The sequence below is a fragment of the Pseudohongiella sp. SYSU M77423 genome (assembly GCF_029911965.1).
In the GTDB taxonomy this organism is placed as follows: domain Bacteria; phylum Pseudomonadota; class Gammaproteobacteria; order Pseudomonadales; family Pseudohongiellaceae; genus Pseudohongiella.
This window is the reverse complement of record NZ_JARYTH010000001.1, coordinates 861,688-885,867: the sequence shown is the minus strand read 5'-3', so window position 1 is coordinate 885,867 and position 24,180 is coordinate 861,688. Positions and strand designations below refer to the sequence as shown.

Here is a 24,180-nt window from a genome sequence, read left to right as displayed (position 1 = left end):
GCAGAAAGTTGAGCTCACAGCTGCATAACCATCAATTCCACGCAGCCAGCTGCGCTGGTGCGTGAATACGGGCGTTATACGGTGGGTTTAGTAAGTCCGATTTTGACCCAAAGCGGACATTTGTGGCTTGAATAATTTTAAATAAGTTAGACGCGTTTTTAGGTGTAAAGCATATTAATTGGAAGACCAACTTAGAAGGCAAACAAAAAGATGCGTTTCTCTGAAGACGGACCTAGCATCCCCGACCATTTACTTGAGCGGCGAGATCAAGGCCGAGTTGTCTTTCTGTGTGGCGCTGGTGTTTCTCTCAATGCTGGAATGCCCACTTTCTACAAACTAACAAAGTATGTGGTGGACTTTTTTGACCCACCTAAAGACTCGGCCATAGAGTCGGAGTTTAGGCCCTGGGTAGAGGATAGTGAGAGTGGAGAAGATCGACCGAAAACTCCCCTAGATCAGATTTTTCACCTGCTCTATCAGGAATATGGTCGCGAGGAGGTCAATGCTTTGGTTGCTGATCGTCTGCGGGATACGGAGACGGGCGGGACGGAAAGCATTGAGCATAGTGTCATTGTGAGGATATCGGCTGACCAGGAGGGTAAGCCTCAGATCGTCACTACCAATTTCGATCTTTTGTTCGAGCCTGCGTTGGCGAAAGCAGAAAGCAAGTTCTACGAACCTCCGGCCTTCCCTGATATCAGCCTTGGTGTATCGTTAACTGGAATCACCTATCTACATGGCCGTCTTCAAGATCCGGATGCCGAGCAGCATCCATATGTACTTAGTAGCGCCGATTTTGGACGAGCCTATTTATCTGAGGGCTGGGCTACCAACTTTATCCGCTCGCTACTGAAGAGCTACACAGTTGTCTTAGTCGGCTATCAAGCTGAAGATCCGCCAGTTAAGTACCTACTTCAGGGGCTAAACCACGATGGGCTGTCGGATAGATCTAATCTCTATGCTTTCGATAAGGGAGAGCCTGAGGATATTGAGGCTAAATGGCGCGATCGAGGTGTAACAGCCATCGCCTGCAAAGATTACCCGAGCCTTTGGCAAAGCCTTGAAGCTTGGGCTGATAGGGCCGACGATCCACGGCAGTGGAGATCCAATGTCATTAACATGGCGATGAAGGGCCCTCGCCAGCTTTCTGCTCATGAGCGAGGCCAGGTTGCCCATCTGGTACGTACGACTCCAGGGGCACGGCTATTCGCCAGAACTGATCCCACGCCACCCCCAGAGTGGTTGTGTGTTTTCGATGCTTGGTGCCGAGTGGCTAAAGAGAATAGCGGTTATGGCGAGGGGGCTGAAACTTTCGACCCCTTTAAGGAATATGCGTTGGATGATGACCCTCCAAGAACCTCGGAGTCAGATAAGCAATCCAAATGGGTTCATGATCATATCTTTGAGTGGCGTCGTGGTGATACCAATCCATCCAATCTTCACAGGCTTGGCGGGCGGCCAGTTGCTGGTTTCGAAAGCCTGCCTCCGAGGCTGTGTCATCTCTCCGATTGGATTATCAAGCAGTTAGACAGCCCTGTTACGGCATGGTGGGCTGTTCGTCAGCGTGGACTTCACCCCAGACTGGCGAATGACATTCTGCGTGAGCTAAGAAGGAATGCGGAAGTCAGTTCTGAGGCTCGTCGTGTTTGGAATCTGATTCTCGAATATCACTCCGATAGTCGAAACTATTCTTGGGATCACGGTTGGTTCCAAATTAAGGACAGAATCCAAAAAGAGGCGTGGACTCCGAGCGTGCTCAGAGACTTCGAGGCAGTAACGGCCCCAATGTTGTCTTGTAAGCCTGCTAGGGGTGTTTGCGAGTCAAAGCCGCCATTTGGCAGCTGGGAGGACACAAGCTCCTCAGAGTTGGCAAGCTGGGAGGTCAAATTCCCCGATAGGCATGGTGAAGGGCTGGATGTTCCTGATTCGGTCTTGGAATCTGTATTCCGTATCGCTGAAGGGCATTTCCACCGAGCTATTGGGCTGATGGATGATTTAAAAACAGTCTATTTCACAGCGCCTACATGTTATCCCGAGCGAGAGGTTGAGGGTCGCAATCATGACGGGCATGCCGCCTTTATCTGGTTTCTGGAATTGTTTGCTCTCATGGTTTCAAAATTTCCAGTTAAAGCTCGAGCGCATGCGGCGATGTGGCCAGTCGATGATAGATTTTATTTCAGGGGGCTTAAGCTATTTGCGCTGAACCATGTTGAGTTATTTGGGGCTGATGAAGCTGCTGAAAGCCTACTGGAGGTATCTCAGGAGTGCTTTTGGGATACGAATGTACGTCGAGAGCTACTGTTCCTCATCAAGGATCGATGGCAGGATTTCTCCGCAGCGAATAGAGAGGCATTAGCAGAGCGCCTGCTCAACGGGCCAGACAAAATCGATCACTGGTCGGATGAAGAGTATCCGAAAATCAGGGATGAAATGGCATGTCGCTACACCCGATGGCTGACCCTACAGGGGAAGGAGCTGTCAGAGGAGCAGGCAGCGCGATTGGCCGAGATGATCTCAGGGTTGCCTGAATGGAGAGAAGGTTGGGCATCAAGTTTAGCTGAAGATAATTTCGGTTTTGTCAGAAGTGTTGGTACGGATGAAACACCCGACACAATTATAGATTTGCCGGTCAGCGAGGTTGTGGAACGCGTACAAGCTGAGCACGGGCGTGATTTCGACAGTTTTACCGAGAGGCGTCCCTTCACAGGACTAGTGAAAGTCAATCCGCGTAAAGCGCTGGCGTCACTGTCCCATAAGGCCAGGCGTGGTGAGTATCCTCAGGCATTTTGGTCCACTTTGATTAGTGATTGGCCAGACGAAACTAGTCCTCGGTTATTCCGTGTATTCCTGCACAGGCTTGGTCGCTTGCCGCATGAGGCTATTCGAGAGCTACGGCATCCAGTTGGGCGGTGGCTTCAAGAAAAGCTACTTTCGGCTTATGAGATTGATCAACCGCTTGCCTGGAATACGTTTGACCACCTATTTTCTGGGTTGATTTCTGAAGAGGGAGCCGCCACGGGCAGTGGAATTGGAGAGATGCGTATAGGCGGCGAAGTTGTTGAAAGGTCACGACGAACGATTGATCACGCTATAAATGGCCCTGTAGGACATGCAATGCAGGGGCTACACAACACGCTGAATTCACTAAAATTGGCTCAAGGGACAGAAATACCAGAAGAGTTTAAATCACGTATTGAGTGTTTGCTTGCCGCTCCCGGGGAAGGGGGGGATCACGCCGTTACCATTATAACTCGGCAGATTCGCTGGCTGTATTATCTGGACCCGGAATGGATTAGGGAGCGAGTCATGCCGTGGTTTAGCTTTGATCACGGTTTATCAGAGCCGGCGTGGAATGGATACCTATCAGCAGCAGAGTTTCCCCCGCATGAAATCGGAGTAGCCCTTAAACCACTCCTGCTTGAGTTATTTCCGAGACTTTATAAGTGGAATTGGGATCAACATCTTGCAACTGTAGCGGCTCAGATAGCGATTGAGCTTGCTGTATTTCGTAACGATGAGCCGGATGGTCTGACTGGAAAGGAAGCCCGCCATTGCCTGCGCAATATGAACGACAAAAATAGGCAGGATGCAATATTTAGACTTGGTGTGATAGGTAAGCGTGAGGAGGACGGCTGGTCTGACCATGTGGTTCCGTTTATCAATACTGTTTGGCCAAGGGAACGTACATTTAGGACGTCTAATCTCGTATCGTCGTGGGTGTCTCTGCTGGATGATACTGGTGAAAAATTTCCAGAGGTTCTGAGTGCGGTGCGTCGATTCTTGGTGCCTGTAGAAAGGGAAAGCCACTGGCTCTATCAGTTCAGTAGAGAAGTCGGAGGAGAGGAGCCTCTTACGATAAAGTACCCTGCAGACGTCCTGGAGTTGTTAGATGCAGTTATCCCTAATAGTGCCGAAGATGTTCCATATGAATTGGCGCAAATACTCGACCTTATTGAAGAAACAGAACCAGCCCTTGTTAGTGATCGTCGGTTCGTGCGGTTGATTGACTTGATTGAACAAACATAGTTTCTTAAATCCAATTTTGGTGCCAAGTAATAATCTCTCTTAAAATTTGGATATAACAACATGGACGTCCGCCTTTGGCCGAATTTGGACGTAACGAATTTGATTCAGGTAACGTATAACAAGCGCAAGCAGTCGGAAAAAATACTCGCTGCGCTTCCAATTTTCCGCTGTTGCGAGCGTTAGACAAGGGGCGTCATCGTGAAGTATTTGGTACTAATAATTATGGTTTTACCATGCCTGTCTTTTGCGTGCATTAGGGATAGTGATCCCACTGGTGGTGTCCCCTATAAAGAACGTGTCACCGAATACATTAAAAACGCGGATTACATTTTTTTGGGGAGAATAGATGCCCGTGAATGGAAACGGAATCCTGATTGGCAAAATGAAAATCCTTGGCACTATAATAAAATCTCTGTCATTGAGCAGTTTAAAGGTTCGCTCAATAGTCCAATAGAATATTGGCCTCCTTCTAGCTGTCACGAAGCATTCAGCGAAGTCGGAGAATATTTTGTCATTTTTGGCTATTTGGCAGCTGGCTCCATTCAGTTTCCAATGAACTCGGGAACCATATCGCTTCAGTACGCGAATGAGATAAAGCTATTGGACATATTAAGAGATTGGAACGAGTAAGTATTCTAGCAAGCGCTTCCAGACTGACGCCAAAACTTACGCGTTTTTGTGTTACTCGCTACGCTCAGAAAATAACACAAAAACGCTCCGGCTTCGGCGCAGCTGAAGCGGGCGTTAGGCGTCCGCATGAAGTAGGACACAGTGTTGGATATAAGAATCGACAAGCTGGAGGATTTACAAGTAATCGCATTGATACGCGAGCATCTTGAATCTATGGCGCCTACGGCTCCACCTGAAAGTCGGCACGCGCTTGATCTCGACGGTCTGCGTAGGCCAGATGTTACATTCTGGTCCATTTGGGATGGAGGGACTCTGGTCGGTATTGGAGCGTTAAAACATTTGTCGTCTGAGCATGCAGAAATAAAATCAATGAAGACTTCGACTACATATCTTCGTCAAGGTGTCGCTTCTAGGATGCTAAGCCATATACTGCTTGAAGCCGAAAAACGCGGCTACAATCGGCTAAGTCTTGAAACTGGGTCGATGCAATTCTTCGAGCCTGCCAGAAAATTGTATAAGTCTTTTGGGTTTGAAGCGTGCGATCCGTTTGACAGCTATGTCGAAGATCCAAATAGTGTATTTATGACAAGGTATATTGTTTGTGAAAGCGCCTTACAATTTCTTCCAGTCGGAACAAATCAGGCTGTCACGTGTCACGTCTTTTGCCGTCGGAAAAGCCCCGCCAGCGTGACTTGTCCGCTGAAGAGGGGCGTTAGAAAAAATTATGAGCATCGAAGAAATATTTAGAATAGCAGCAGCTATAATCGCTTCGCTAGGTGGAGGTGCTCTGCTCGTCGGAGCTTTTTCTAATTGGCTTGGGAGCCTATGGGCAAAGCGCATGCTACAGAATGAAAGGTCTAAGCATGAAGCAAGTCTTCAAGATCTCAGAGCTAGGAATGAAGCTGCACTTGAGGAACTGAAAGCTCAAATAGACACGTTGAAACAAAAGGAGCTGTCTCGACACTTTGATAAATTGGCAATCTACAAGGACGTAGTCCATATAGTGTCGGAGATTCTACGAGAATTGGAAGCTGTGTCATCATCAAAGCAATCTTTTATCAACAAAGATGTAGAACATTCATTCGCTTTGAATAGAAACAAAGCATATGGCTATATTGCCTTAGTATCTAGTCAGGCTGTATTGAATAGCTACAATGACATGATCGACTTTTTCATGCCGATAGTTTACGAAGGACAGCAAGCAACCTGGATTGAAATGAGGGGAAAGGCGGATGCAATGCTAAACGAAATGCGTGTTGACTTAGGGATAACCGAAGGGCCTGTTAGTTATCAAGGCGGTCGGTAAATTTATAACAAATGCATGCACAGGAAGCCAACTACGCGCCACCAATTGTGGTGCGCTTTGAGCACATTGCCACAATTGGCTCTGCTCCGTTGTCTCCCATGATGCAGGCGTAGTAAGACCAGCCAGTCGTGGAGTAACATTCAGGAATTAGGAGGGGATGCATGAGAAAAGGAGGAGGATCGATCTTGGGAAATATTTGGAAAGGATTAGTCGGGGACGTCTTTATATTCGGCACGGCATTGTTATTAATTAGTGTTTTCGCCTTCACTTCCATTTCCAATGCATATCTCATAGTTCTATCAGTGGTGGCAGTCATCGTAGTAGCATTTGTGGTTCTCAGAAGGTCCGGAAATAATGCAGATAGCTGAGTCTTCGCATCATAACAAAGCGCATCAGTATTCGCCTGGCGGTGCCGGACACCAGCCTTGTCGTCGCTGCTCCGCACGGTGTGAGAGACACCCGAGTTTGTTGCTCTCGAGACAGAAGGTTTTAATCTAATTGTCCACGTTGCACCGAATGAGAGTTTCGAGACGAATTTCAACACTGTGACGCTATTTCTAACGGTAGCTAGCCTGGACAAAGCGCGAGAGACGATCGCAGCATGCGGTGGTTCAGTCATGGAGGGAGAGTGGAGCAACCCTGTTTTCAAGGTCTGCAATGTTAAAGACCCAGAAGGTAATCATATTCAGATTCGTGAGTTCAAGTCATAACAAACGCGCGCAATATGCCGAAAGAACGCGGCCGTACGTCCTGTTCTGCGCTCTGTGCGTCGTTGGTGCTGGCTATAGGTGTACTGGAGGAGGGTCATCATGAGACTCAGACCGAGAATTAAAGATAAACCAACAGGTGATGGAATCAGCTCGCAAATTATCAGCCAGTGGGTGGCCATGGGTTTGTGTTTTGGAGTCACTGTTGGTGCTCTGACTGACAATGTTGGTTTAGGTATATCGCTGGGAATGTGTTTCGGGGCTGCTATCGGCTCTGTGATTTCCGAATATAGGAAGCGGGAAAAATCGGAAGGAAGTTAAGGTAAAAAGTATTTCCGCAGCAATCTTATTGTTACAGGCGTTATGAGTAGCTTGGTATGGAAGATATTCTAAAAAAAATGACAGGTTACACGCTCGCATTGAGAGATGATTTAGAGCGCACATTGTAATAGCCGAAAACCGGATCCATGGTTGGTCAACGCTATCCGGCGACAACGGGCAAAGGGTTGCCAGATAATGGCTGGAGTTTATTGAAGCGGCAGGAGTCGAGCTTTGATAAACATGACAAGCAAATCAACATTGTTCACTGCGTCCTCCAGTTAGTAGAAACTAAAGGCAGCGTCATGGTTAAAAAATTCTGGTTATTCGGTCCGCTCACGGGCGTTATATTTGCCTCCATAGCGGCACTTATATTTACGATGTGGGACTGGCTGGAAAATCCTGGCGGGATATTTCGTGACGCGAACGGTACAAACTGGAATTTCGTCTACGACACTGCAGTAAGCTGGTTTGTGCCGACATTTATTACCGTGGCGATAATCGCCTCAGCCGGCCACATCCTGTTCTCCGCTTTGCTCCTGGCCTATAGAAAGCGCCTTTCAGCTAAACATGATAGATTCAACACATAGCATTGGGTGCGGCTATCGTAACCACAAAGGCCAAAAAATAAGATGATGGTTCTGATGAGTGAGCTGCAGCCCGTGGTGTCTCTCCAATTGATCCTAACAGCCTGAAAAAGGAAGTATATGTCACTTACAAGTCTAATCGTTCCTACCTACACGCAGATGCTCGGCTCACTTTCTCGCTGGCTCTCAAAGGCGCAGCAACAAATGCCGGGAGACGACGCCGAGGCGCTACTGTCAGCGCGTCTGGCACCGGACATGTTTCCACTTTCCACGCAGATTCGCTTTGCCTGCGTTCAGGTTCATGAAGCGATCAGCAGGCTCCAGGGAGAGCCGCTGGCTCCAGTTGTCCAGGAGCTGCTGGAAGAGGGGCGTAATGCGGCGGATAAGCCTGGAATCCTGGCGGATGCGCAGGCCCTGATAGATAAAACTCTGTCGGCACTCAAGGAGCTCTCGGCAGATGCTCTGGACGTAAACGCAGGCAAACCACTTGTGCATGAGCTGCCGAATGGCATGATTCTGGATCTGACTGCCGAGCAGTACGCGCGCGACTGGTCACTCAGTCAGTTTTATTTCCATGTCATGATCGCTTATGCGATCTTGCGCAACAACAATGTGGAAATAGGCAAGGCCGACTACGTCGCACACATGTTTCCGTATATTCGGCCAGAAACGATACCCAAAGGCTGACAGCCTGGCATTGCTGGAGTCGAACGATGAAAGTACTGCTCGCGATAACATTGCTGCTTGAATCAATGGCCAGCCACTCAGAGGAATGTGTGATTCTGTTGCATGGCCTGGCCAGAACGGCCTCGTCAATGTCAGATATCGAAGAAAGGCTGACCGATGAGGGATACAAGGTTGTAAATGTTGATTATCCCTCGCGGGACGGCACGATCGAAGAGCTGGCTGAACTGGCAGTCAGTGAAGGTCTGGCTCACTGTAATAGCGCGGAAAGTTCCAGCATTCATTTTGTGACCCACTCGATGGGTGGGATTCTGGTACGGCAGTATCTGTCGCAGAACACAATAGAAAAACTGGGCCGCACGGTCATGCTTGGGCCTCCTAATCAGGGCAGCGAAGTTGTCGACAAGCTTGGCGAAATGCCCGGTTTCGAATTCATCAATGGTCCAGCCGGTATGCAGCTAGGCACAGGCACACATGATGTTCCGCAGTCGCTGGGACCAGCCAATTTTGAGGTGGGCATCATCGCCGGGACACGCTCAATCAATCTGATCCTGTCAGTGCTGATACCGGATACGGATGACGGCAAGGTTTCATTGGAGAGCGCCCATCTTGAAAACGAAACCGACTTCATTGAAATGCCGGTGACGCACCCCTTCATGATGCACAACGAAGAAGTGATTGATAACGTCGTTCATTTTCTGAAGAACGGCGTATTCATGGACTCGCAGGTATAAACAGCTGGTTAGAGAAACCAATGTGCTTTTCTCTAACCCGCAGATAGACGGCGCAATGGAGTGCAACTTGCGCCAGATGTTTAGAACACGTAGATAAAGCCTATGCCCACTTCCGCTTCATAATTGTTGCGTGAGATTGGGCTGTCCTTGACGTCGCTGCCATACAACTCGTAAAGCACTTCGCCGAAGATCTGCCAGTTCTCGTTAATGTAGTTGCGGTAAGTGTAATTGAGTCCCAGCGAGCGGAAGCCGCTGTTCAGTTGCGTCTGAGGCAGTCCGGATGCCGCTGCCTGCTGTGTGGTGATACCAAAATCGGTATTGGCCCGGTCGCTGTCATGGATCACGGCAACGACACCCAGTTCAGATCCGGTGCCATCTGTCTGCTCTCCGAAGCGGCGTCCAACGCCAAAGATGCCCAGCGTACCGTTGTCTCCCGTCACCACGCGGCCATCCAGCCAGTAACGCCAATCGGAGCTGAATGCGCGGCGTGCCTGCAGCACAACCTCAAAACTTTCTTCGGCGTTTCCGAGGCCATTCAATCGGCCGTCATCGGAATCGCCTTCTTCGCGGCCTTCTTCAAAACCAATAGCGGCGTCGAAGAACCACGTGTCGGCGCGGCGACCACGCCAGCCCAGTGCCTCACCGGCAAAGTAGAAAATGTTATCGCCGCTGCGCCACTGCACTGAGCCCGCCGGATCGACTTCGAGCCCGAACTCGTCCGAGCCTTCGTACGCAGTCTCATACTCAACACCCAGGCCCAGTCCGAATGCCCAGCCATCTTCACCCCGGGTGAAGTCGTCGATTGAGGGCAGGGGCACCAGGGCTGTATCTCCCCCCTGTGCCAATGCCGATTGAGATATGAACAGGCTGGTTAAAGCTGTCAGTAGTAAACCTGTAGATTTGCTCATATGGATCCGTGCCACCTTAAGCTGATGCAGAGTGATTAGTGAGATGGCAAAAATACGCAAACTTTTCTTGTGCAGATCACAGGCAGAAGGCTCAACCTGGCTGGATGCCGGTGGCGCAGTGTGGGCGGCTGCAGTACCCAAAGCAATTTGCTTGAGTTTTGGAGATGGTTATCGCCAACACCTGGAATAAACCCTCGCCGTATTCGTTAAACAACCGTCAATACTACAAAATGGGAGGAATTGACGATGCGTAAGACGAATATTTCAGATGTATTCAAACCTTCAATGCTCGCGCTGGCTTGCGCGGTGGCAATTGGTGCACCGGCAATTCATGCGCAGGACAATGCCTCTGGCGCTTCTGTAAACGCTCAAACAAGTGTATCGGTGCAAGCCGAGTCAGATACAACGGCCTCATTCGATACTGCTTCTGAGCAATCCACCGCTTCAGTAAATAACAGTAATTCGGTTGAAGCCGAGGCAGAGGCTGACGCCAGCGCCGATGCAGATACCCGCAGCGCGACTGACACTGCAGGTGAAATTGCCACGGCAGCAGAATCATCTGCAGCTCAAGCGGCAGGCACAGTAGAGGCGGGCCTGAGCACGGCTGCAACACAGGCAGAGCAGGTTGCTGTCCAGGCTCAGGCAACGGCCAGTGCCAATGTAGAACGTGCTGAAAACCTGGCGGTGAGCGCCCAGCAGCGTGCAGAAACGGCGGCCATGCGTGCTGAAGCCGCTACTGATTCGGCGAGAGTCGCTGTCATGGCGACTGCCGAGGCAGGTGCTAATGCAACTGGGCTTCTGGTTGCTGAGGCAGCCCAGCAGGCGCGAGAGGAAGTTCGCAACACAGCCGACGAAGCCACTCGCGAGGAAGTGCGGGGTGCAGTTGGTGCTGCGGTGAGCACCGCGGTCACTTCGGCTACCAAGGCTCAGGTCAACGAGTCCGTTCAATCTGACGTCGGCGCAACTGTGTCCTCAGCGGTCCGCTCTGAAGTGTCGCAGAGTGTTGCTGAATCGGCACGCGGAAGCGTCGCGGCCAGTGTGCGTGAGAATGTACAAAACACCGTCAAGGAAGATGTGCGTGGCCAGGTTGGCAATGAAGTGAGTCAGCAGGTCAGCAGCCAGGTTAACAGCTCTGTGCGTGAGAGTGTGCGCGGCAATGTCCGTAACACGATCACTGGCATTGGCAGCTAAGACTGGCGTATGTACGGCCGGCGCCTCCCTGGCGCCGGCTTTTTCCTGAATGGTGAGAGTCATGAAGAAGCTGAAAACTCCAAAATTGAAAACAGAATTCGTGGCACTACTGGCCAGCGGGCTTGTAGCCGGTGCCGCAATAGCGCAGGACGATGCACCACTGACTTTCAGTGGAACTCTCTCGGCCGGTGCTGAATACAACAGCAACGTCAGCGTTGCGGAGCTGGAAAGCGCCAGCGGGCAGTCCGATGTGGCTGCCATTGTTGATGCCGGGCTGGATGCCGACTGGCAGGTCAGCGACCAGCTCAACATCAATGGGGGCTACAGTTTCAGCTCCCAGCGATACCAGGATTTTGATGCTTTCGATCTGGACATGCACATGCTCTTCGGAGACATCAGCTACGATTTTGAGGCATTCACAGTGGGCACCAGTCACTATTTCGCCGATGCCGATCTGGGTGGCAACGAGTTTCTGCAGCTGAACCAGACGTCAATTTACGCCGGTAAGCTGCTGAGTGAACAATGGTATCTGCGCGGTGCTTTCAACATCGTCGACAAGTCGTTCACCGGATTTGAAGCTCGTGACGCCGATACAGAAGGCGTCAGCCTGGATGCATTCTGGTTCTTCAACCAGGGCCGCAGCTCGCTGACATTCGGTTATGCCTACGATGATGAGAGCACACGTGACCCGGCATTCGCCTATCAGGCGGATACGGTGCGGGTGCGCTACAGCAACGCGTTTTCGCTGTTTGGCAGAGACAGCGAAGTGGAGCTGGGCCTGCGGAATCAGCTGCGGGACTATAAGGCCAACACGCCATCTATTGGTGCGCCGCGAGACGACTCGCAGCTGTTTGTGGATGCCAGTCTGAAGATGGCGGTGCTGCCACGTCTGGCAGTGGTTGGCAAAATTGAACGCGGCGATTTTGACTCACGCCTGGCCAGTGCCAACTACTCGGAAGAGCGCGCCAGCCTCAGCCTGGAGTACGATTTCTAACCACGCTGTAACTGCGGGCAGGCCAAGACCTGCCCGCAGTGCCAACTCCCTGATTATGAGCTATTATCGGACGTGATATCTAAATCTGTCCGCATAAATCCGCTGATTTCAGGAGTTGTTGCAGTGAAAAAAGCCCTGTCCGTATTGAGTCTGAGCATTTCAGTTTTGTTGGGTACCCAGGCATGGGCCCAGGACGACACCGTCCGTTATGAATGGGATCTGACCGACATCTATGCCGATGTGCCGGCCTGGGAATCCGCCATGGATACCATTACGGAGCGCATCGATAATCTCTCTACCTTGCAGGGCACGCTGGGCGACAGCTCGGCGTCAATGCTGAGCGCACTGCGTGAAATCTCCGCTACGAACAAAGAGGCTGTGCGGGCATACGTCTACACCTCGCTGGAACGCGACGCCGACCAGCGTGTGGCGGAAACCCAGGAACGCTTTGGCCTGGCCCGCCAGCTGTTTACCAATCTAGGTGAAGCGACCTCCTGGATCAGCCCGGAAGTGCTGGAAGTGGGCGAGGAGCGGGTCAACCAGTTCCTGGCCGAAGAGCCGAGTCTGGCTGACTTCGAGTTCATGTTGCGGGACATACTGAGACGCGCACCCCATACGCTGGATCAGCAAACCGAGGCAATTCTGGCGCAGGCAGGTCTGGTGCTGTCTTCGCCGGAGCAGATCTACGAAAACTATGCCAACGCCGATATCCCCTGGCCGACCGTCACACTGAGTGATGGCCAGGAAGTAACGCTCAGTCAGGCAGGCTATTCACGCTGGCGCACCGCCGAAAATCGCGACGACCGCAAGCTGGTCTTCGATACCTTCTGGAATACCTGGAATCAATATGCCGATGGTATGGGTGCCACGCTGGCTTCCGAGGTACAGTCCAATTTGTTTACCGCCCGCGTGAGAAATCACGAAAGTGTGCTGGCTCACAATTTGTTTGACGATGGTCTGCCACCGGAGATCTACACGCAGCTGGTGAGTCAGGTGAATGACGCACTGCCGGTGTTCCATCGTTATCTGCAATTGCGCGGTCGTATGCTGGGTGTGGACGATCTGCGCTACTACGATATCTATCCACCTCTGGTTGAAGTTGATACCGGCGAGTTCGGCCTCAAGCGTTCCGAAGAGATCACCTTTGCCGCGCTGGAGCCATTCGGTGAGCGCTATCTGGAGCTGCTGGCCTACGGGCTGTCGCAGGACTGGATGCACAGCCATCCGCAACCTGGCAAGCGTTCCGGTGCCTACATGAACGGCTCTGTCTACGATGTGCACCCCTACGTGCTGTTGAACCACACCGACGACTACAACGCGATGTCCACCTTTGCGCATGAATGGGGTCATGCCGTGCATTCGCTGCTGGCCAATGAAAACAATCCTTACGAGACTGCCGGCTACTCCACCTTTATCGCCGAGATGGCGTCCACCATCAACGAGATTCTGCTGGAAGAGTATATGATCGCTAACGCAGAAACCGATGAGGAGAAACTGTTTTACCTGGGTGGTGCATTGGAAAGTATACGTGGCACCTTTTTCCGGCAGACCATGTTCGCCGAGTTTGAACTGGCAATTCATCAGGCCGCCGAGCGTGGTGAGCCGCTGACCGGTCCACGCCTGACAGAAATCTACGGTGACCTGCTTAAACGCTATCACGGTCACGACGAAGGGGTTCTGACCATCGATGATGCCTATGCCGTGGAATGGGCCTTCATTCCGCACTTCTACTATGACTTCTATGTGTTCCAGTACGCCACCTCCATCTCTGGTGCGGCCTGGTTTGCTGAACAGTTCCTGGCAGGAGATACAGAAGTGCGCGATGACTTCATTCGTGTACTCAGCGCCGGTGGTTCCGACTATCCGCACGAGATCCTCTTGAACGAAGCCGGTCTGGATATGACGCAGCCCGAAGCATACGGCCCGGTGTTGCGTCGCATGACAGATCTGATGGACCGGATTGAGGCGCTGCTGTGAAAACGCAGTATAGGATCATGCCTGACAGCGACCCGCCTAATGGGCAGCGGCATGATTGAGCTTCGTTATGATGTCTCGTATGCCTGATGGACGCTCAGCCGAAGTTACAGTGTAGCGGCCTTCCGTTTTTGAGTTGAGGCATGCTAGCGTGCTAGTTTGAACCTCAAACGCTAATCTGGGGTCAACTATGCAAGATTACCTTCAAATCTGGGGTGAGGCTGCAAGTACCAGTCTTGGTTTTTTCTGGATGGCCTTGTGGGCTTTTATCCTGGGATATCTGGTAAGCAGTCTGATACAGGTACTTGTCACACGCGACCGAATGCAGAAGGCGATGGGCAAGGATGGCCCCCGCAGCATGTTGCTGGGCACCTTTTTCGGCTTTATATCAAGCTCCTGCAGTTTCTCCGCCCTGTCTACCACGCGGGCCATTTTTTACAAGGGCGCGAGTCTGGCGCCCTCCATGGCATTCATGCTGGCGTCAACCAACCTGGTGATTGAGCTGGGGATGGTGATTGCGATTTTTCTGGGCTGGCAGTTTGTTGTGGGCGAGTATGTCGGTGGCATTCTGTTGATCCTGATCACCTGGGCACTGATTCGCATTACCCGGCCCAGACGACTGGAAGCGCAGGCACGCAAAAAGCAAAGTGATGATGAAGAACGCGAGGGTAAGAGCGACACTGACTGGAAACAAAAGCTGGTCAGCTTAAAAAGCTGGCAGCAGATTGGTCAGACCTATGTGATGGAATGGCAGATGGTCTGGCGCGATGTGCTGATTGGCTTTACGGTGGCCGGGATCATCTCGGCAATGGTACCTGACAGTTTTTTCCAGGCTCTGTTTATCGGCTCTGGCGGCGACAACAGCGCCAATCCGGGATTTTTTGCCGTTTTGGCACAGACGCTTGTGGGTCCGGTAGCCGCCTTCTTCACATTCATCGGCTCAATGGGCAACATTCCATTGGCCGCCGTTCTGTTCGGGCAGGGCGTGACATTCGCCGGCGTGATGGCATTTATTTTTTCGGATCTGGTTGTGCTGCCGGTGCTGCGAATCAATGCCCGCTATTATGGCTGGAAAATGGCCCTTTATATATTGGCCCTGATGCTGGTCGCTATCGTCATTGCGGCGTTAACCATGCATTATGCGCTGGCTTTTCTGGGGATGCTGCCGGATTTCGCAAGCGCAACGGCGCCAGGTGGGCGGGACTTCTTTCAACTGAATTATCAGCTGGTATTGAACGCCATCATGCTTGTCGCCAATATCGCCCTGGTGTGGTTATGGTTCCGGGGGAAACACAGTCATGACGGACACGGACATCACCATCACGAACATGGTGGAAAGTCCCTGACCGACCGTGTTTTGTCAGTTCTTGCATTTGTGGCGGCCATCTGGCTTATGGGTGGCGCTATCGTTGCAATGCTTTAAAACCAGGAGCAGGGCGACTGATTGATTGAGGTCTATCAGGAAAACGGAAATTCTAATAAGCTACAGAAAAACGGAGAGTGAGAAATGCCGGTATACGCACTGAATCTTTTCGATGTCTCAAACAAAGATGAATACATTGCCTACTCTAAACGCTCGGTCAAAGAAGTGCGGGCGCATGGAGGACGGGTTGTTTCACTGGGCAAATTCCGTCAGGCCGCCCAGGGTGACATCAAGCCACGCACGGTCCTGATCCTGGTTGAATGGGAATCCATTGAGGCGTTTGAGAGCTACAGAAATGATCCCGCGCTGGCTGATCTGCATCCTCACCGCGAGAATGGCACCGAGAACTATATCTGGCATCTGTTCGACAAGCTGGAAGACTTGCGACCCATTTTGAAGGAATAGGCACAGCACAGGAAATTCAACATGCAGACGGCGGATGTACTTAAACTGCTCGAAGCCGAGAGTGATGAGCGAGGCATCGCGCACTGGGACAATCTTGGTGAGCGCCGGGGTGGCCTTCGGAGTTTTGGTATTGGCCTTACGAAGTTGCGCAAGCTGGCAAAGCAGATTGGCCGCGACCGGGAACTGGCGCAGGAGCTTTGGCGAACCGACGTGTATGATGCCCGGATTATTGCATTGCTGATCGATGACCCGAAACAGATCACCTGTGAACAGGCGGAGCAGCAGGTTGATCAGCTGCACAGCGGCATGCTGGCGCATGTGTTTTCGTCCTGTGATGCCACGCTTGCCAAAACGCCCTTTGCCATAGACCTGGCGGACCAGTGGATTCGCCACGGTGACCGAGCGCGACGCGGAAGTGGATACGGCCTGCTGTATGAGACATCCAAGTTCTCGGCAAAGAAGGCACCCAGCGATGAGTTCTTTCTGGAACATGTGGCGCTAATTGCGCAGACCTTCAATGACCAGCCCGAGGGCGTACGCATGGCCATGGGCCTGGCACTGATGGGCATTGGAAAACGCAATGCTGTTTTGAATGAGGCTGCGCTCAATGTCGCGCAGACCGTTGGGCCAATTGAATTTACATCCGCCAGCGGCACCTGTGAACCGTTTGATGTGGCCAGGCACCTGACCACCGAGCGCCTTAGAACAAAGCTTGGTATCCTTAACAATAACGATTCTACTCTCTACAACGCAACACTCTAGTTCTCTCCGGGAGACATCTTGAACTTCAGTTCTTATCTTAAGCGCGTGGCGATTGCGATCGGCGCGATACTGGCTGTGTGTGTTTCACTTTTCCTGCTGGGCGTGGTTTGGCCTGTCAGGTCGCCAGCTCCTGCGCAGGCTGAGACCCCGATCGCGATTGTTAATGTGTCGGTTGTTGATGCACAGGCGAACCAGGTGGTGGCTGGGCAGACAGTACTGGTTGAAGGCGGGCGCATCAGTGCGGTGGGCGATGCCGCAATGGTCGAACTGCCCGAGAACGTTCGTATCGTCAATGGCAGCAGCCGATACCTGATTCCAGCCTTGTGGGATATGCACACCCACATTTACGCAATCTCACCACTTCTTGATTTGCCTTTGCATATTGCCTATGGCGTGACCAATGTTCGCGACATGCAGGGCTGTCCGCAGGAAGGTGACCCGTTTATTGCCTGTGCCGAAGACAAGCGCCGCTGGAGCGACGAAGCCATCGCCGGGCAACGTGTCGGGCCGCGCATTATGGCGACGACCAGTTTTATGGCAAACGGTTCCGTTATCCTCGACCGTATCGCTGGGCTGCCGGCATACTTTGCGACTGAAACACCAGAACATGCTGCGGCATTTGTCCAGCATTACGCAGATAGTGCGGATGCCATCAAAGTGTATGACCGTATATCCCGAGACGGATACGTCGCACTGGTGGAGCAGGCACGACTGGTGGGAATGGATGTGGTGGGTCACCGGCCTCTCGCCGTCAGCGCGATCGAAGCTGCCGCAAATCAGAAGAGCATCGAGCATGCACGTTTTATTCTGCATGAGTCATATGCCGGCAGTGAATCGCTGCGTCAGCTTGCCGGCACGCCTGAATGGGCCGAAGACCGCCGGCGCATGCTGGATGAGCATGATCCTGAAATGGCGAACTCGATTTTCTCAGCCATGCGTGAAGCAGGAACCTGGTATGTACCCACACATTTGACACGCTGGGCGGACGCCTATGCTGACGACGCCAGTGTGCGGGAGGATCCACTGTTACGTTATCTGCATCCATTGATGAAATGGCAGTGGATGGAAGATGTGAACGGCCTGCTGGCTCAAGATCCATCGCCAGAGGCGCGTCAAACCTATCGCGAATTTTATGAGAAAGGTCTGGCGCTAACAGGCGAGGCCCACCGTGCGGGCGTGAAGACACTGGTTGGAACGGATTACATCCTGGCCGGTGCCTATGTACACCGTGAGCTGGAGCAATTGGTGATGGCCGGTCTTACACCGGCCCAGGCACTCAATGCCGCAACACTGGCATCTGCTGAATACTTTGACCTGCAGGCAGAGTACGGAACAGTCTCCGCCGGGAAGGTCGCTGACCTCATTCTTTTGAATGCTAATCCTCTGGAAGATATTGCCAACACACAACAAATCGAGTCCGTTGTTTTTAACGGCAATCTGTACGACAGCGAGGCGATACACCAGATATCGCGACATGTGCAACGCCAGGCCCGAAGCTGGGCCGTTGCCTGCAAGATTCTGTGGCGGTTTATTCTTAATCCGGTGTCATACTGATGGAGCAGTGCCCGACAGGCAAGTTGAGCCTGCCGGGCGACAGAGACAGGTCATTCCAGTGTCAGAATGACCTTGACAGAACCGTTTACGCTGGCTGCGTCAACGTAGCCGATGGCATCCGGATTCGCTGCGACATGCGCGAGCATGGCAGCTTCGTTTGCCAGTTCTGCGGGTGGAGTACCTTTGCCAGTAAATACCAGTTTGGACCAGTATGCCTTGAGCTGGGCAGAAGCGCGACCTGCGCCTTTCTCATCAAACTCGGAGCGGATCGGCATGCCCTCGGCAAGATTGACCGCGGTCAACGCTGATGAGCGGCCAGTGTAGAGTCGATTGAGCTCATCGATATCAATGGCCGCTGCATTGCTTGGGTGTACGATAACAGCGATATCTGCATAGGCTGGCCATGCGACAGTCAGGCAGATCAGTAACAAAATTCTGTTTAACATGGTCGTTCTCCTCAAAATACCAGATCGATGCCGACAGAGATCAATGAACGGCGGTCGCCAGTCAGCTGATTGTCCTGATCGGTAAACTGAGCCTTGAATGCGGCCGACGGATGGAAGTCATATCGGAAGCCCAAGTTCCAGGTGTCATTGTCTGCGGCCTGACTGTCCACCAGGCCTTTGACTGGCACGAACAATTGGGCCGGCAGTGTGGACTGATACGCAGAGTAGGCATCTACCTGTGCGGTGTTGTCATCTTTCTCGTAGGAGATATAAGGCGTGAAACTGCCAAAGCGATGACCTACAGACAGGTAGTAACTGTCCTGTTCCGCGATAAAGCTGTTATCGACTTCGATATTGGTGATCTCAGACACAATGATCCAGTCACCGTTGTCATACGTCACGCCAAAACCCAAAAAGCTCGAATCGTCTTCCTGGATGGCAAGGTCAGCGACCAGTGCCGAAAGACCAACCTGTTCAAGCGTACCGAACAGGCCGCCGAGTGTTACGCCCGGTGCCAGCTGTACAGGCGCTGTATCGAATGTGGTCTCTCCAACCAGGTAGGCAACGCGTCCGCTCAGTGAACCCTGGGTCAGTTCCCAGGTCGCGCCAACGATGCTGTCGATCTGGGCGTCGATTTCGGTGCCGGAGAATGAAGTTGTTGAATCATAGTTGCCCAGTACAAACTGCAGGCTCGAGTCCAGGCGGCCAAACTGGTCGGTACGGTACAGAGAGACACCTTCGATGTTCGCAAAACCCAGACCATAGACGCTCTGTGGTGGTCTGATCCAGTCGTAGGCGTATCCCACATCAAGGAAGTCAGAGTACTTGAAGAATGGTGTGCGCAGTCTGCCAGCGCTGACACGAGTCTGGTCATTCAGTTCGTATGACAGAAACGCCCATTCAAAGTCGACATCAAAATCATCAGCACCGCGGCCCAGCAGCTGACCCGTGACAGACAGTTTATCGCCAAGGTCGGATTGCAGCTGAATGGCAAACAGGCTTTCGTTTTTGAGCTCAAACTTGTCATCGTAGCCGTAAAGGCTTTCGTTGCTGCCAGTGGTCGCACCCGCATTGATGGATGCAAAGCCGTTGATTGTTACATCCGCGACTGCTGCCGAAGAGATGGCAGACGCGACAACAGCCGCACAAATAAACTTGATCATGCTTTCCTCTACTTTACTGAAGTTAAATCCCGATGAAGGAGATGGTGGTGATTGCTGATATCAGGTCTCGAACTTGGAGCTTACGGAAACCAGCGAGTCAGAAAGGCTGCGAAGTTTGTCGGAAATGTCGTAAACAGAAACCTGAATGGTTTTAGCCTCGACAAACGAAGATGTCATTTTATTGGTATTGGCGACAATCTGCTCCGTAGCCATGGATTGCTGCTCAGTAGCTGCAGCGATCTGTGCGTTAAGCAGACTGATCTGCTCGATTTCATTATTGATTTTCAGAATGTACTGTCCGGCATCGTTGGCCAGCGATTCTGATTGCTGGGCAACATCAACGGCCGATCGCATCATTCCCACAGCCGACGAAACGTTGTCATTCAATTGCTTGAGCACGTCCTGGATCATGGTGACCGAACTCGATGTTTTCACTGACAGGCTTCTGACCTCGTCAGCGACAACAGAGAAACCGCGACCCTGCTCGCCGGCGCGAGCTGCCTCGATGGCTGCGTTTAGTGCCAGGAGGTTGGTCTGGTCGGCAATATCGTTAATGCTTTTCAGAATCTCGGTGGCGTCTTTGGTGCGATCTGCCAGGTCTGAAATCACCGATTGAGTCTGCCGTATTTCATTGGACAGCTTCTGGGAGTAGGAGACAACAGTCGACGTTTTCTCCTGTCCGATCTGCGACAGGTCGTGGCCACTTTCGGCATTGCGTGCAGCATTGCTTGCCGACTGACTGATGTCGCGAACCGACAGCTGCAATTCAGACATGCTCTGAGTAACGATCTGCGAGTCTGAAGTCTGCGATTCGGTCATCGCGTCCAGTCGGTCCATCCCTTTGGACAGATTATGCGCGCTGGCGGTCAGTGGTTCGATAATGCTGGTCAGGTCCTTGAATGAGGATTGCAGCATGGTAATGAACTGGTTGAATTCGGTGGCCACGACGCCGAGTTCATCGCGGCCGTGGACTGGCAGCCGGCTGGCCAGACTGCCCTTGCCACTGGCAAGCTCGGCCAGCGAGTCACCCAGTTCGCGCGCGGATGAACTGATACGGTTGGCGGTATAGTGTCCAATGCTGATGGTCAGTGCCAACAGCACGCCGCCGAGAACCAGCATGAATACCAGCGCAAAATTCATGTTCTCAGACAGGGCTTCAATGGCCATTGAGAACTGCGAGTCGGCATTTTCCTCAAACTCGTTGAACTGTTCGTTGAGGCGTTCGAACAGTGCAGTTTTTGTTTCAATATCGGACCCGACGGTGGTGAAGTCGACGACGCCGTCAATAAAGTCCTGGGCAATGTCCGCTGAAATCTCGGCATACTGTGCGGCATCTTCCTGCAGAGATCGGAGTTGTGTCGCGCGCCCTGGATTCAGTGTTATCAGCCGGGAGATATTGGCCAGCAGGGCTTCGTTATTCTGTTGTGCAGTTGCCAGCAGGTCGGGATCCGACAGCGTGACAGCCTGGGTAAAAAACTCATCAACGGCACGAAATTCAGTTTTAACTTGAGACGCCAGTTTGGACGTCTCATACATGAATTCCCCCATTTCCTGGGTCGTAGTGTTATTTCTGGCGGTAAAAAACACGCTTACCGCAACGACTGTCGAGAACGAAATTACTGACAGGCCGAGTACAAGCCATACTTTCTTGACGATCGATAAATTTTTCATAACGTTTATAAATCTGAGCCTTGAGCAGCTAAAAGGGGCCCGTGAACAGATGAGACACATGCTCACCGCCGCGCGGAAAGGGGGCGGGCGGCGCTTTCGATTCAGCGGTATACCCGTTAATCGACGGGCGCAGCCAAGACTTTAGGGGTTTTTGAATAATCTTTACGGGTGGGCGGGCTAACTGTCTGATTCCTATGGCCAGAGTCGCCATGTGAGGCTGCAGCGCGTACAATCGAACAGGTCAATTAACGATAGGGAACAACAATGATCAAACTACACGGCTTCTCCGCCAGCAACTATTACAACGTGCCCAAGCTCGCTCTGCTGGAAAAGGGCATCCCCTTCGAAGAGGTGCTGTCCTATTCAGGGGCCGGTCCCAAATACAAACCTGAATATCTGGACAAAAGTCCGCTGGGCAAGGTGCCGGCGCTGGAAACTCCGGAAGGCTTCATCAGTGAATCGCGGGCCATTCTTGATTACATCGAGCGTAGTTACCCGACACCGGCATTACTGCCAGACACGCCTTTCCACATCGCGAAAGTTCAGGAGTTGGCCCAGTTCATTGAGCTGTATTTCGAGCTGGTTGCACGTCGCCTGATTCCAAGCCTGTTGCTGGGCACCAAGCCCGATCCAACTGCGCTGAAAGAGGTAGAGAAAGGCCTGGAGAAAGCCGTGACGGCACTGCCAAAACTGTCCAGCTTCGAGACTTTTGCCTACGGCGACCAGTTCACGCTGGCCGATATCGCAGCCATCTTGAACCTGCCAATTGTGCGTAATGTGGGCAAGGCCTTCCTGGGCGGCGATCCACTGACCCAGGTGCCCAACCTGGATGCCTATTGTGCGCGAATGGAGGAGCGTCCACACGTCAAAAAGGTGCGTGCTGATGCCGCTGCCAATCGCCCCGACTTCATGGCCCATCTGAAGGCACTTTACGGCCTGTAAGTATTCAGATCAGTTGCGTGCTTCATCCAGGAGCACGCGCAACTTTCTCAGGATGGGCAATGCAGATTTGGCATCTTCGAGTCCAAACTGTGGAATCAGCTTCATCACATCAGCTGTGATGTTTTCGACTGCCCGATTTCTTAAAGAGCGGCCGGCGTCTGTCAGATAAATCAGCTTGCCGCGCCCATCCTGGGGATTAGGTACCATTTCTATCAGGCCGCGCTTTTCCAGCCCTGCCAGTGTGTGAGACATGCTGGTCTTGGGCACCTGAAAGCCAGTAGACTTGATGCAGGCGACAATCGAACAGGACAGACAGGCCAATGACCTTTATCCAGCCCATCACTCTGAACGCGAATGGCATCGTGCTGACACCACTCGACCACCACCATGAAGCTGGCCTGCGTGAGGCAGCGGCGGATGGAGAGTTGTGGAGCATACGGGTGACTTCAGTGCCTGCACCGGGTGAAACCGATGCCTACATCGAGAAAGCTCTGGAAATGCGCAGGCTGGGTACCCGGTTTGCCTTTGCGGTTATCGAAGAGGCCACGGGTACAGTACTGGGATCGACCAGTTATCACGACATCCTGCCGGAAGTGAAACGTGTGGAGATAGGTTATACCTGGTACGCCCGGCGGGCACAGCGCACACATATCAATACCACCTGCAAGCTGATGCTGATGACACATGCTTTTGAGACACTGAACTGCAACATCGTGGGCTGGCGCACCGACAATTTCAATTTCGCCAGCCAACGCGCGATCGAGAGGCTCGGGGCTAAAAAGGACGGCGTGATCCGCGGCAATAGTCTGCGCCGCGATGGCACGATTCGCGACACGGTCATGTACAGCCTGAGCAACGGCGAGTGGCCGGAAGTGCGTGCGCATTTGCAGTATCTGTTAAATCGCCCTCTTTAGTCGTTCAGGAATCTGCGGTATAAGAACCCAATCATTACGCGGGGGACAACATGACAACCGTTTCGCCATGGACCGAGGAACGCCTGGCCAGTCTTGACCAGCACGGACGCTTTCAGCTTCGCGGGGGCAAGGTGACGCGGCTGGAAACCTTTGTCGATGCAGCGTTTGCATTTGCCGTGACCATGCTGGTCATTTCTGTTGACGACGTACCGCAGAATTACAATGAATTCATCGACGCCCTGCTTAGCGCCCCGGCATTTATCGCCAGCTTTTTTCAGGTCATCATGTTCTGGCTGGGCCACCGGGCCTGGAGTCAGCGTTATGGGCTGGAAGATGGAACAGCGCTGTTTTTGTCGCTGGTACTGGTCTGCTGCATCCTGATTGTTGTCTATCCACTGCGTGTCATGTTCGCAGCCGCCTTTGGTTATTTCTCTGGAGGTTGGCTGCCATTTCCCTTTACCTTGGGCTGGGAAGAAATGCGCGCGGTGTTTGCCATTTATGGTTTTGGCTTTTTTGTCATGTGCATGTTTATCAGTGCACTCTACATGCATGCCTACCGTCGCCGCGACTGGCTTAATCTGAATGCAGCCGAAGTAATCGAGACACGTAACGAAATTGAGGCCTGGCTGATTCCGGCACTTACCGGCCTGACTGGCATGGGCATTGCCCTTGTTGCTCAGGGTGAATGGCTTTTGCTGGCCGGGTGGGTTTATATAACCATGTGTGTGAGCCTGCCGCTGCATGATCGTTTTGCTGCGCGCAGACACAGCAAAACGTCAGTCTGATGGTGATACTTCACTGTACCGTTAACATATTAAATTAATCGGATCTCAAGACATAC

23 protein-coding genes are annotated in these 24,180 nt (G+C 52.3%); 18 read left to right on the top strand and 5 right to left on the bottom strand.

Annotated elements, in window-relative coordinates:
* Positions 1-210 precede the first annotated feature (210 nt).
* The 8 genes from QGM61_RS03805 to QGM61_RS03770 all read left to right on the top strand — a co-directional run bounded on the left by QGM61_RS03805 (position 211) and on the right by QGM61_RS03770 (position 8,992).
* Positions 211-4,026, top strand: coding sequence for an SIR2 family protein (locus QGM61_RS03805; RefSeq protein ID WP_281132049.1), 3,816 nt, complete (start codon positions 211-213; stop codon positions 4,024-4,026).
* A 198-nt stretch (positions 4,027-4,224) separates the two neighbouring features.
* Complete coding sequence (locus tag QGM61_RS03800; RefSeq protein ID WP_281132048.1) at positions 4,225-4,656, top strand: hypothetical protein; 432 nt, start codon at positions 4,225-4,227, stop codon at positions 4,654-4,656.
* A gap of 141 nt (positions 4,657-4,797) precedes the next feature.
* Positions 4,798-5,403 (top strand): GNAT family N-acetyltransferase, encoded by a 606-nt coding sequence (locus tag QGM61_RS15320; protein WP_411268750.1) that lies wholly within the window; start codon positions 4,798-4,800, stop codon positions 5,401-5,403.
* Positions 5,381-5,962 carry a hypothetical protein gene (locus QGM61_RS03790; RefSeq protein ID WP_281132047.1) on the top strand — a complete coding sequence of 194 codons (582 nt, stop codon included), beginning with the start codon at positions 5,381-5,383 and terminating at the stop codon, positions 5,960-5,962. The genes QGM61_RS15320 and QGM61_RS03790 overlap by 23 nt, the downstream gene beginning before the upstream one ends.
* Positions 5,963-6,771: 809 nt before the next feature.
* Entirely contained in the window at positions 6,772-6,990 is a 219-nt protein-coding gene (locus QGM61_RS03785) for a hypothetical protein (protein WP_281132046.1), read from the top strand.
* Between the two features lie 146 nt (positions 6,991-7,136).
* Positions 7,137-7,577 (top strand): hypothetical protein, encoded by a 441-nt coding sequence (locus QGM61_RS03780; protein WP_281132045.1) that lies wholly within the window; start codon positions 7,137-7,139, stop codon positions 7,575-7,577.
* Between the two features lie 117 nt (positions 7,578-7,694).
* The gene (locus tag QGM61_RS03775; protein WP_281132044.1) at positions 7,695-8,261 is read left to right on the top strand and encodes a DUF1993 family protein; all 567 of its coding nucleotides are present in this window, start codon (positions 7,695-7,697) and stop codon (positions 8,259-8,261) included.
* 26 nt (positions 8,262-8,287) lie between these two features.
* Positions 8,288-8,992 carry an alpha/beta fold hydrolase gene (locus QGM61_RS03770; RefSeq protein WP_281132043.1) on the top strand — a complete coding sequence of 235 codons (705 nt, stop codon included), beginning with the start codon at positions 8,288-8,290 and terminating at the stop codon, positions 8,990-8,992.
* 80 nt (positions 8,993-9,072) lie between these two features.
* Here the strand turns inward: QGM61_RS03770 and QGM61_RS03765 are convergent, their stop codons facing one another.
* On the bottom strand, positions 9,073-9,900 hold the full coding sequence (locus QGM61_RS03765; RefSeq protein ID WP_237132729.1) for a MipA/OmpV family protein: 828 nt from the start codon (positions 9,898-9,900) through the stop codon (positions 9,073-9,075).
* A gap of 246 nt (positions 9,901-10,146) precedes the next feature.
* Between QGM61_RS03765 and QGM61_RS03760 the strand changes: the two genes are divergently transcribed.
* From QGM61_RS03760 to QGM61_RS03730, 7 genes are all read left to right on the top strand, one after another.
* Positions 10,147-11,091, top strand: a complete 945-nt coding sequence (locus QGM61_RS03760; protein ID WP_281132042.1) for a hypothetical protein — start codon at positions 10,147-10,149, stop codon at positions 11,089-11,091.
* Between the two features lie 61 nt (positions 11,092-11,152).
* Positions 11,153-12,085 (top strand): surface lipoprotein assembly modifier, encoded by a 933-nt coding sequence (locus QGM61_RS03755; RefSeq protein ID WP_281132041.1) that lies wholly within the window; start codon positions 11,153-11,155, stop codon positions 12,083-12,085.
* 123 nt (positions 12,086-12,208) lie between these two features.
* A complete protein-coding gene (gene pepF, locus QGM61_RS03750) occupies positions 12,209-14,062 on the top strand; it encodes an oligoendopeptidase F (RefSeq protein ID WP_281132040.1) in 1,854 nt (617 codons plus the stop codon).
* Between the two features lie 187 nt (positions 14,063-14,249).
* A complete protein-coding gene (locus QGM61_RS03745; protein ID WP_281132039.1) occupies positions 14,250-15,482 on the top strand; it encodes a permease in 1,233 nt (410 codons plus the stop codon).
* Between the two features lie 84 nt (positions 15,483-15,566).
* Positions 15,567-15,887 (top strand): DUF1330 domain-containing protein, encoded by a 321-nt coding sequence (locus tag QGM61_RS03740; RefSeq protein ID WP_281132038.1) that lies wholly within the window; start codon positions 15,567-15,569, stop codon positions 15,885-15,887.
* 21 nt (positions 15,888-15,908) lie between these two features.
* Positions 15,909-16,649 carry a DNA alkylation repair protein gene (locus QGM61_RS03735; RefSeq protein ID WP_281132037.1) on the top strand — a complete coding sequence of 247 codons (741 nt, stop codon included), beginning with the start codon at positions 15,909-15,911 and terminating at the stop codon, positions 16,647-16,649.
* Between the two features lie 18 nt (positions 16,650-16,667).
* Positions 16,668-18,203: an amidohydrolase family protein gene (locus QGM61_RS03730; protein ID WP_281132036.1), complete on the top strand. Its 1,536-nt coding sequence runs from the start codon at positions 16,668-16,670 to the stop codon at positions 18,201-18,203.
* A 50-nt stretch (positions 18,204-18,253) separates the two neighbouring features.
* Here QGM61_RS03730 and QGM61_RS03725 read toward each other — a convergent pair whose 3' ends face one another.
* The 3 genes from QGM61_RS03725 to QGM61_RS03715 are packed head-to-tail and all read right to left on the bottom strand — an operon-like array spanning position 18,254 to position 21,348.
* Complete coding sequence (locus tag QGM61_RS03725) at positions 18,254-18,649, bottom strand: phosphate ABC transporter substrate-binding protein (protein ID WP_281132035.1); 396 nt, start codon at positions 18,647-18,649, stop codon at positions 18,254-18,256.
* 11 nt (positions 18,650-18,660) lie between these two features.
* Positions 18,661-19,812 (bottom strand): porin, encoded by a 1,152-nt coding sequence (locus QGM61_RS03720; protein WP_281132034.1) that lies wholly within the window; start codon positions 19,810-19,812, stop codon positions 18,661-18,663.
* A 60-nt stretch (positions 19,813-19,872) separates the two neighbouring features.
* The gene (locus QGM61_RS03715) at positions 19,873-21,348 is read right to left on the bottom strand and encodes a methyl-accepting chemotaxis protein (RefSeq protein WP_281132033.1); all 1,476 of its coding nucleotides are present in this window, start codon (positions 21,346-21,348) and stop codon (positions 19,873-19,875) included.
* Positions 21,349-21,747: 399 nt separating this feature from the next.
* Here QGM61_RS03715 and QGM61_RS03710 point away from each other — a divergent pair, with 399 nt between their 5' ends.
* Positions 21,748-22,425, top strand: a complete 678-nt coding sequence (locus QGM61_RS03710; RefSeq protein ID WP_281132032.1) for a glutathione S-transferase family protein — start codon at positions 21,748-21,750, stop codon at positions 22,423-22,425.
* 9 nt (positions 22,426-22,434) lie between these two features.
* Here QGM61_RS03710 and QGM61_RS03705 read toward each other — a convergent pair whose 3' ends face one another.
* On the bottom strand, positions 22,435-22,692 hold the full coding sequence (locus tag QGM61_RS03705; protein ID WP_281132074.1) for a MarR family winged helix-turn-helix transcriptional regulator: 258 nt from the start codon (positions 22,690-22,692) through the stop codon (positions 22,435-22,437).
* A 53-nt stretch (positions 22,693-22,745) separates the two neighbouring features.
* On the opposite strand from QGM61_RS03705, the gene QGM61_RS03700 reads away from it, so the two are divergent.
* Both QGM61_RS03700 and QGM61_RS03695 read left to right on the top strand, forming a co-directional pair.
* The gene (locus tag QGM61_RS03700; protein ID WP_281132031.1) at positions 22,746-23,339 is read left to right on the top strand and encodes a GNAT family N-acetyltransferase; all 594 of its coding nucleotides are present in this window, start codon (positions 22,746-22,748) and stop codon (positions 23,337-23,339) included.
* A 50-nt stretch (positions 23,340-23,389) separates the two neighbouring features.
* Positions 23,390-24,124, top strand: a complete 735-nt coding sequence (locus QGM61_RS03695) for a TMEM175 family protein (RefSeq protein WP_281132030.1) — start codon at positions 23,390-23,392, stop codon at positions 24,122-24,124.
* Positions 24,125-24,180 lie beyond the last annotated feature (56 nt).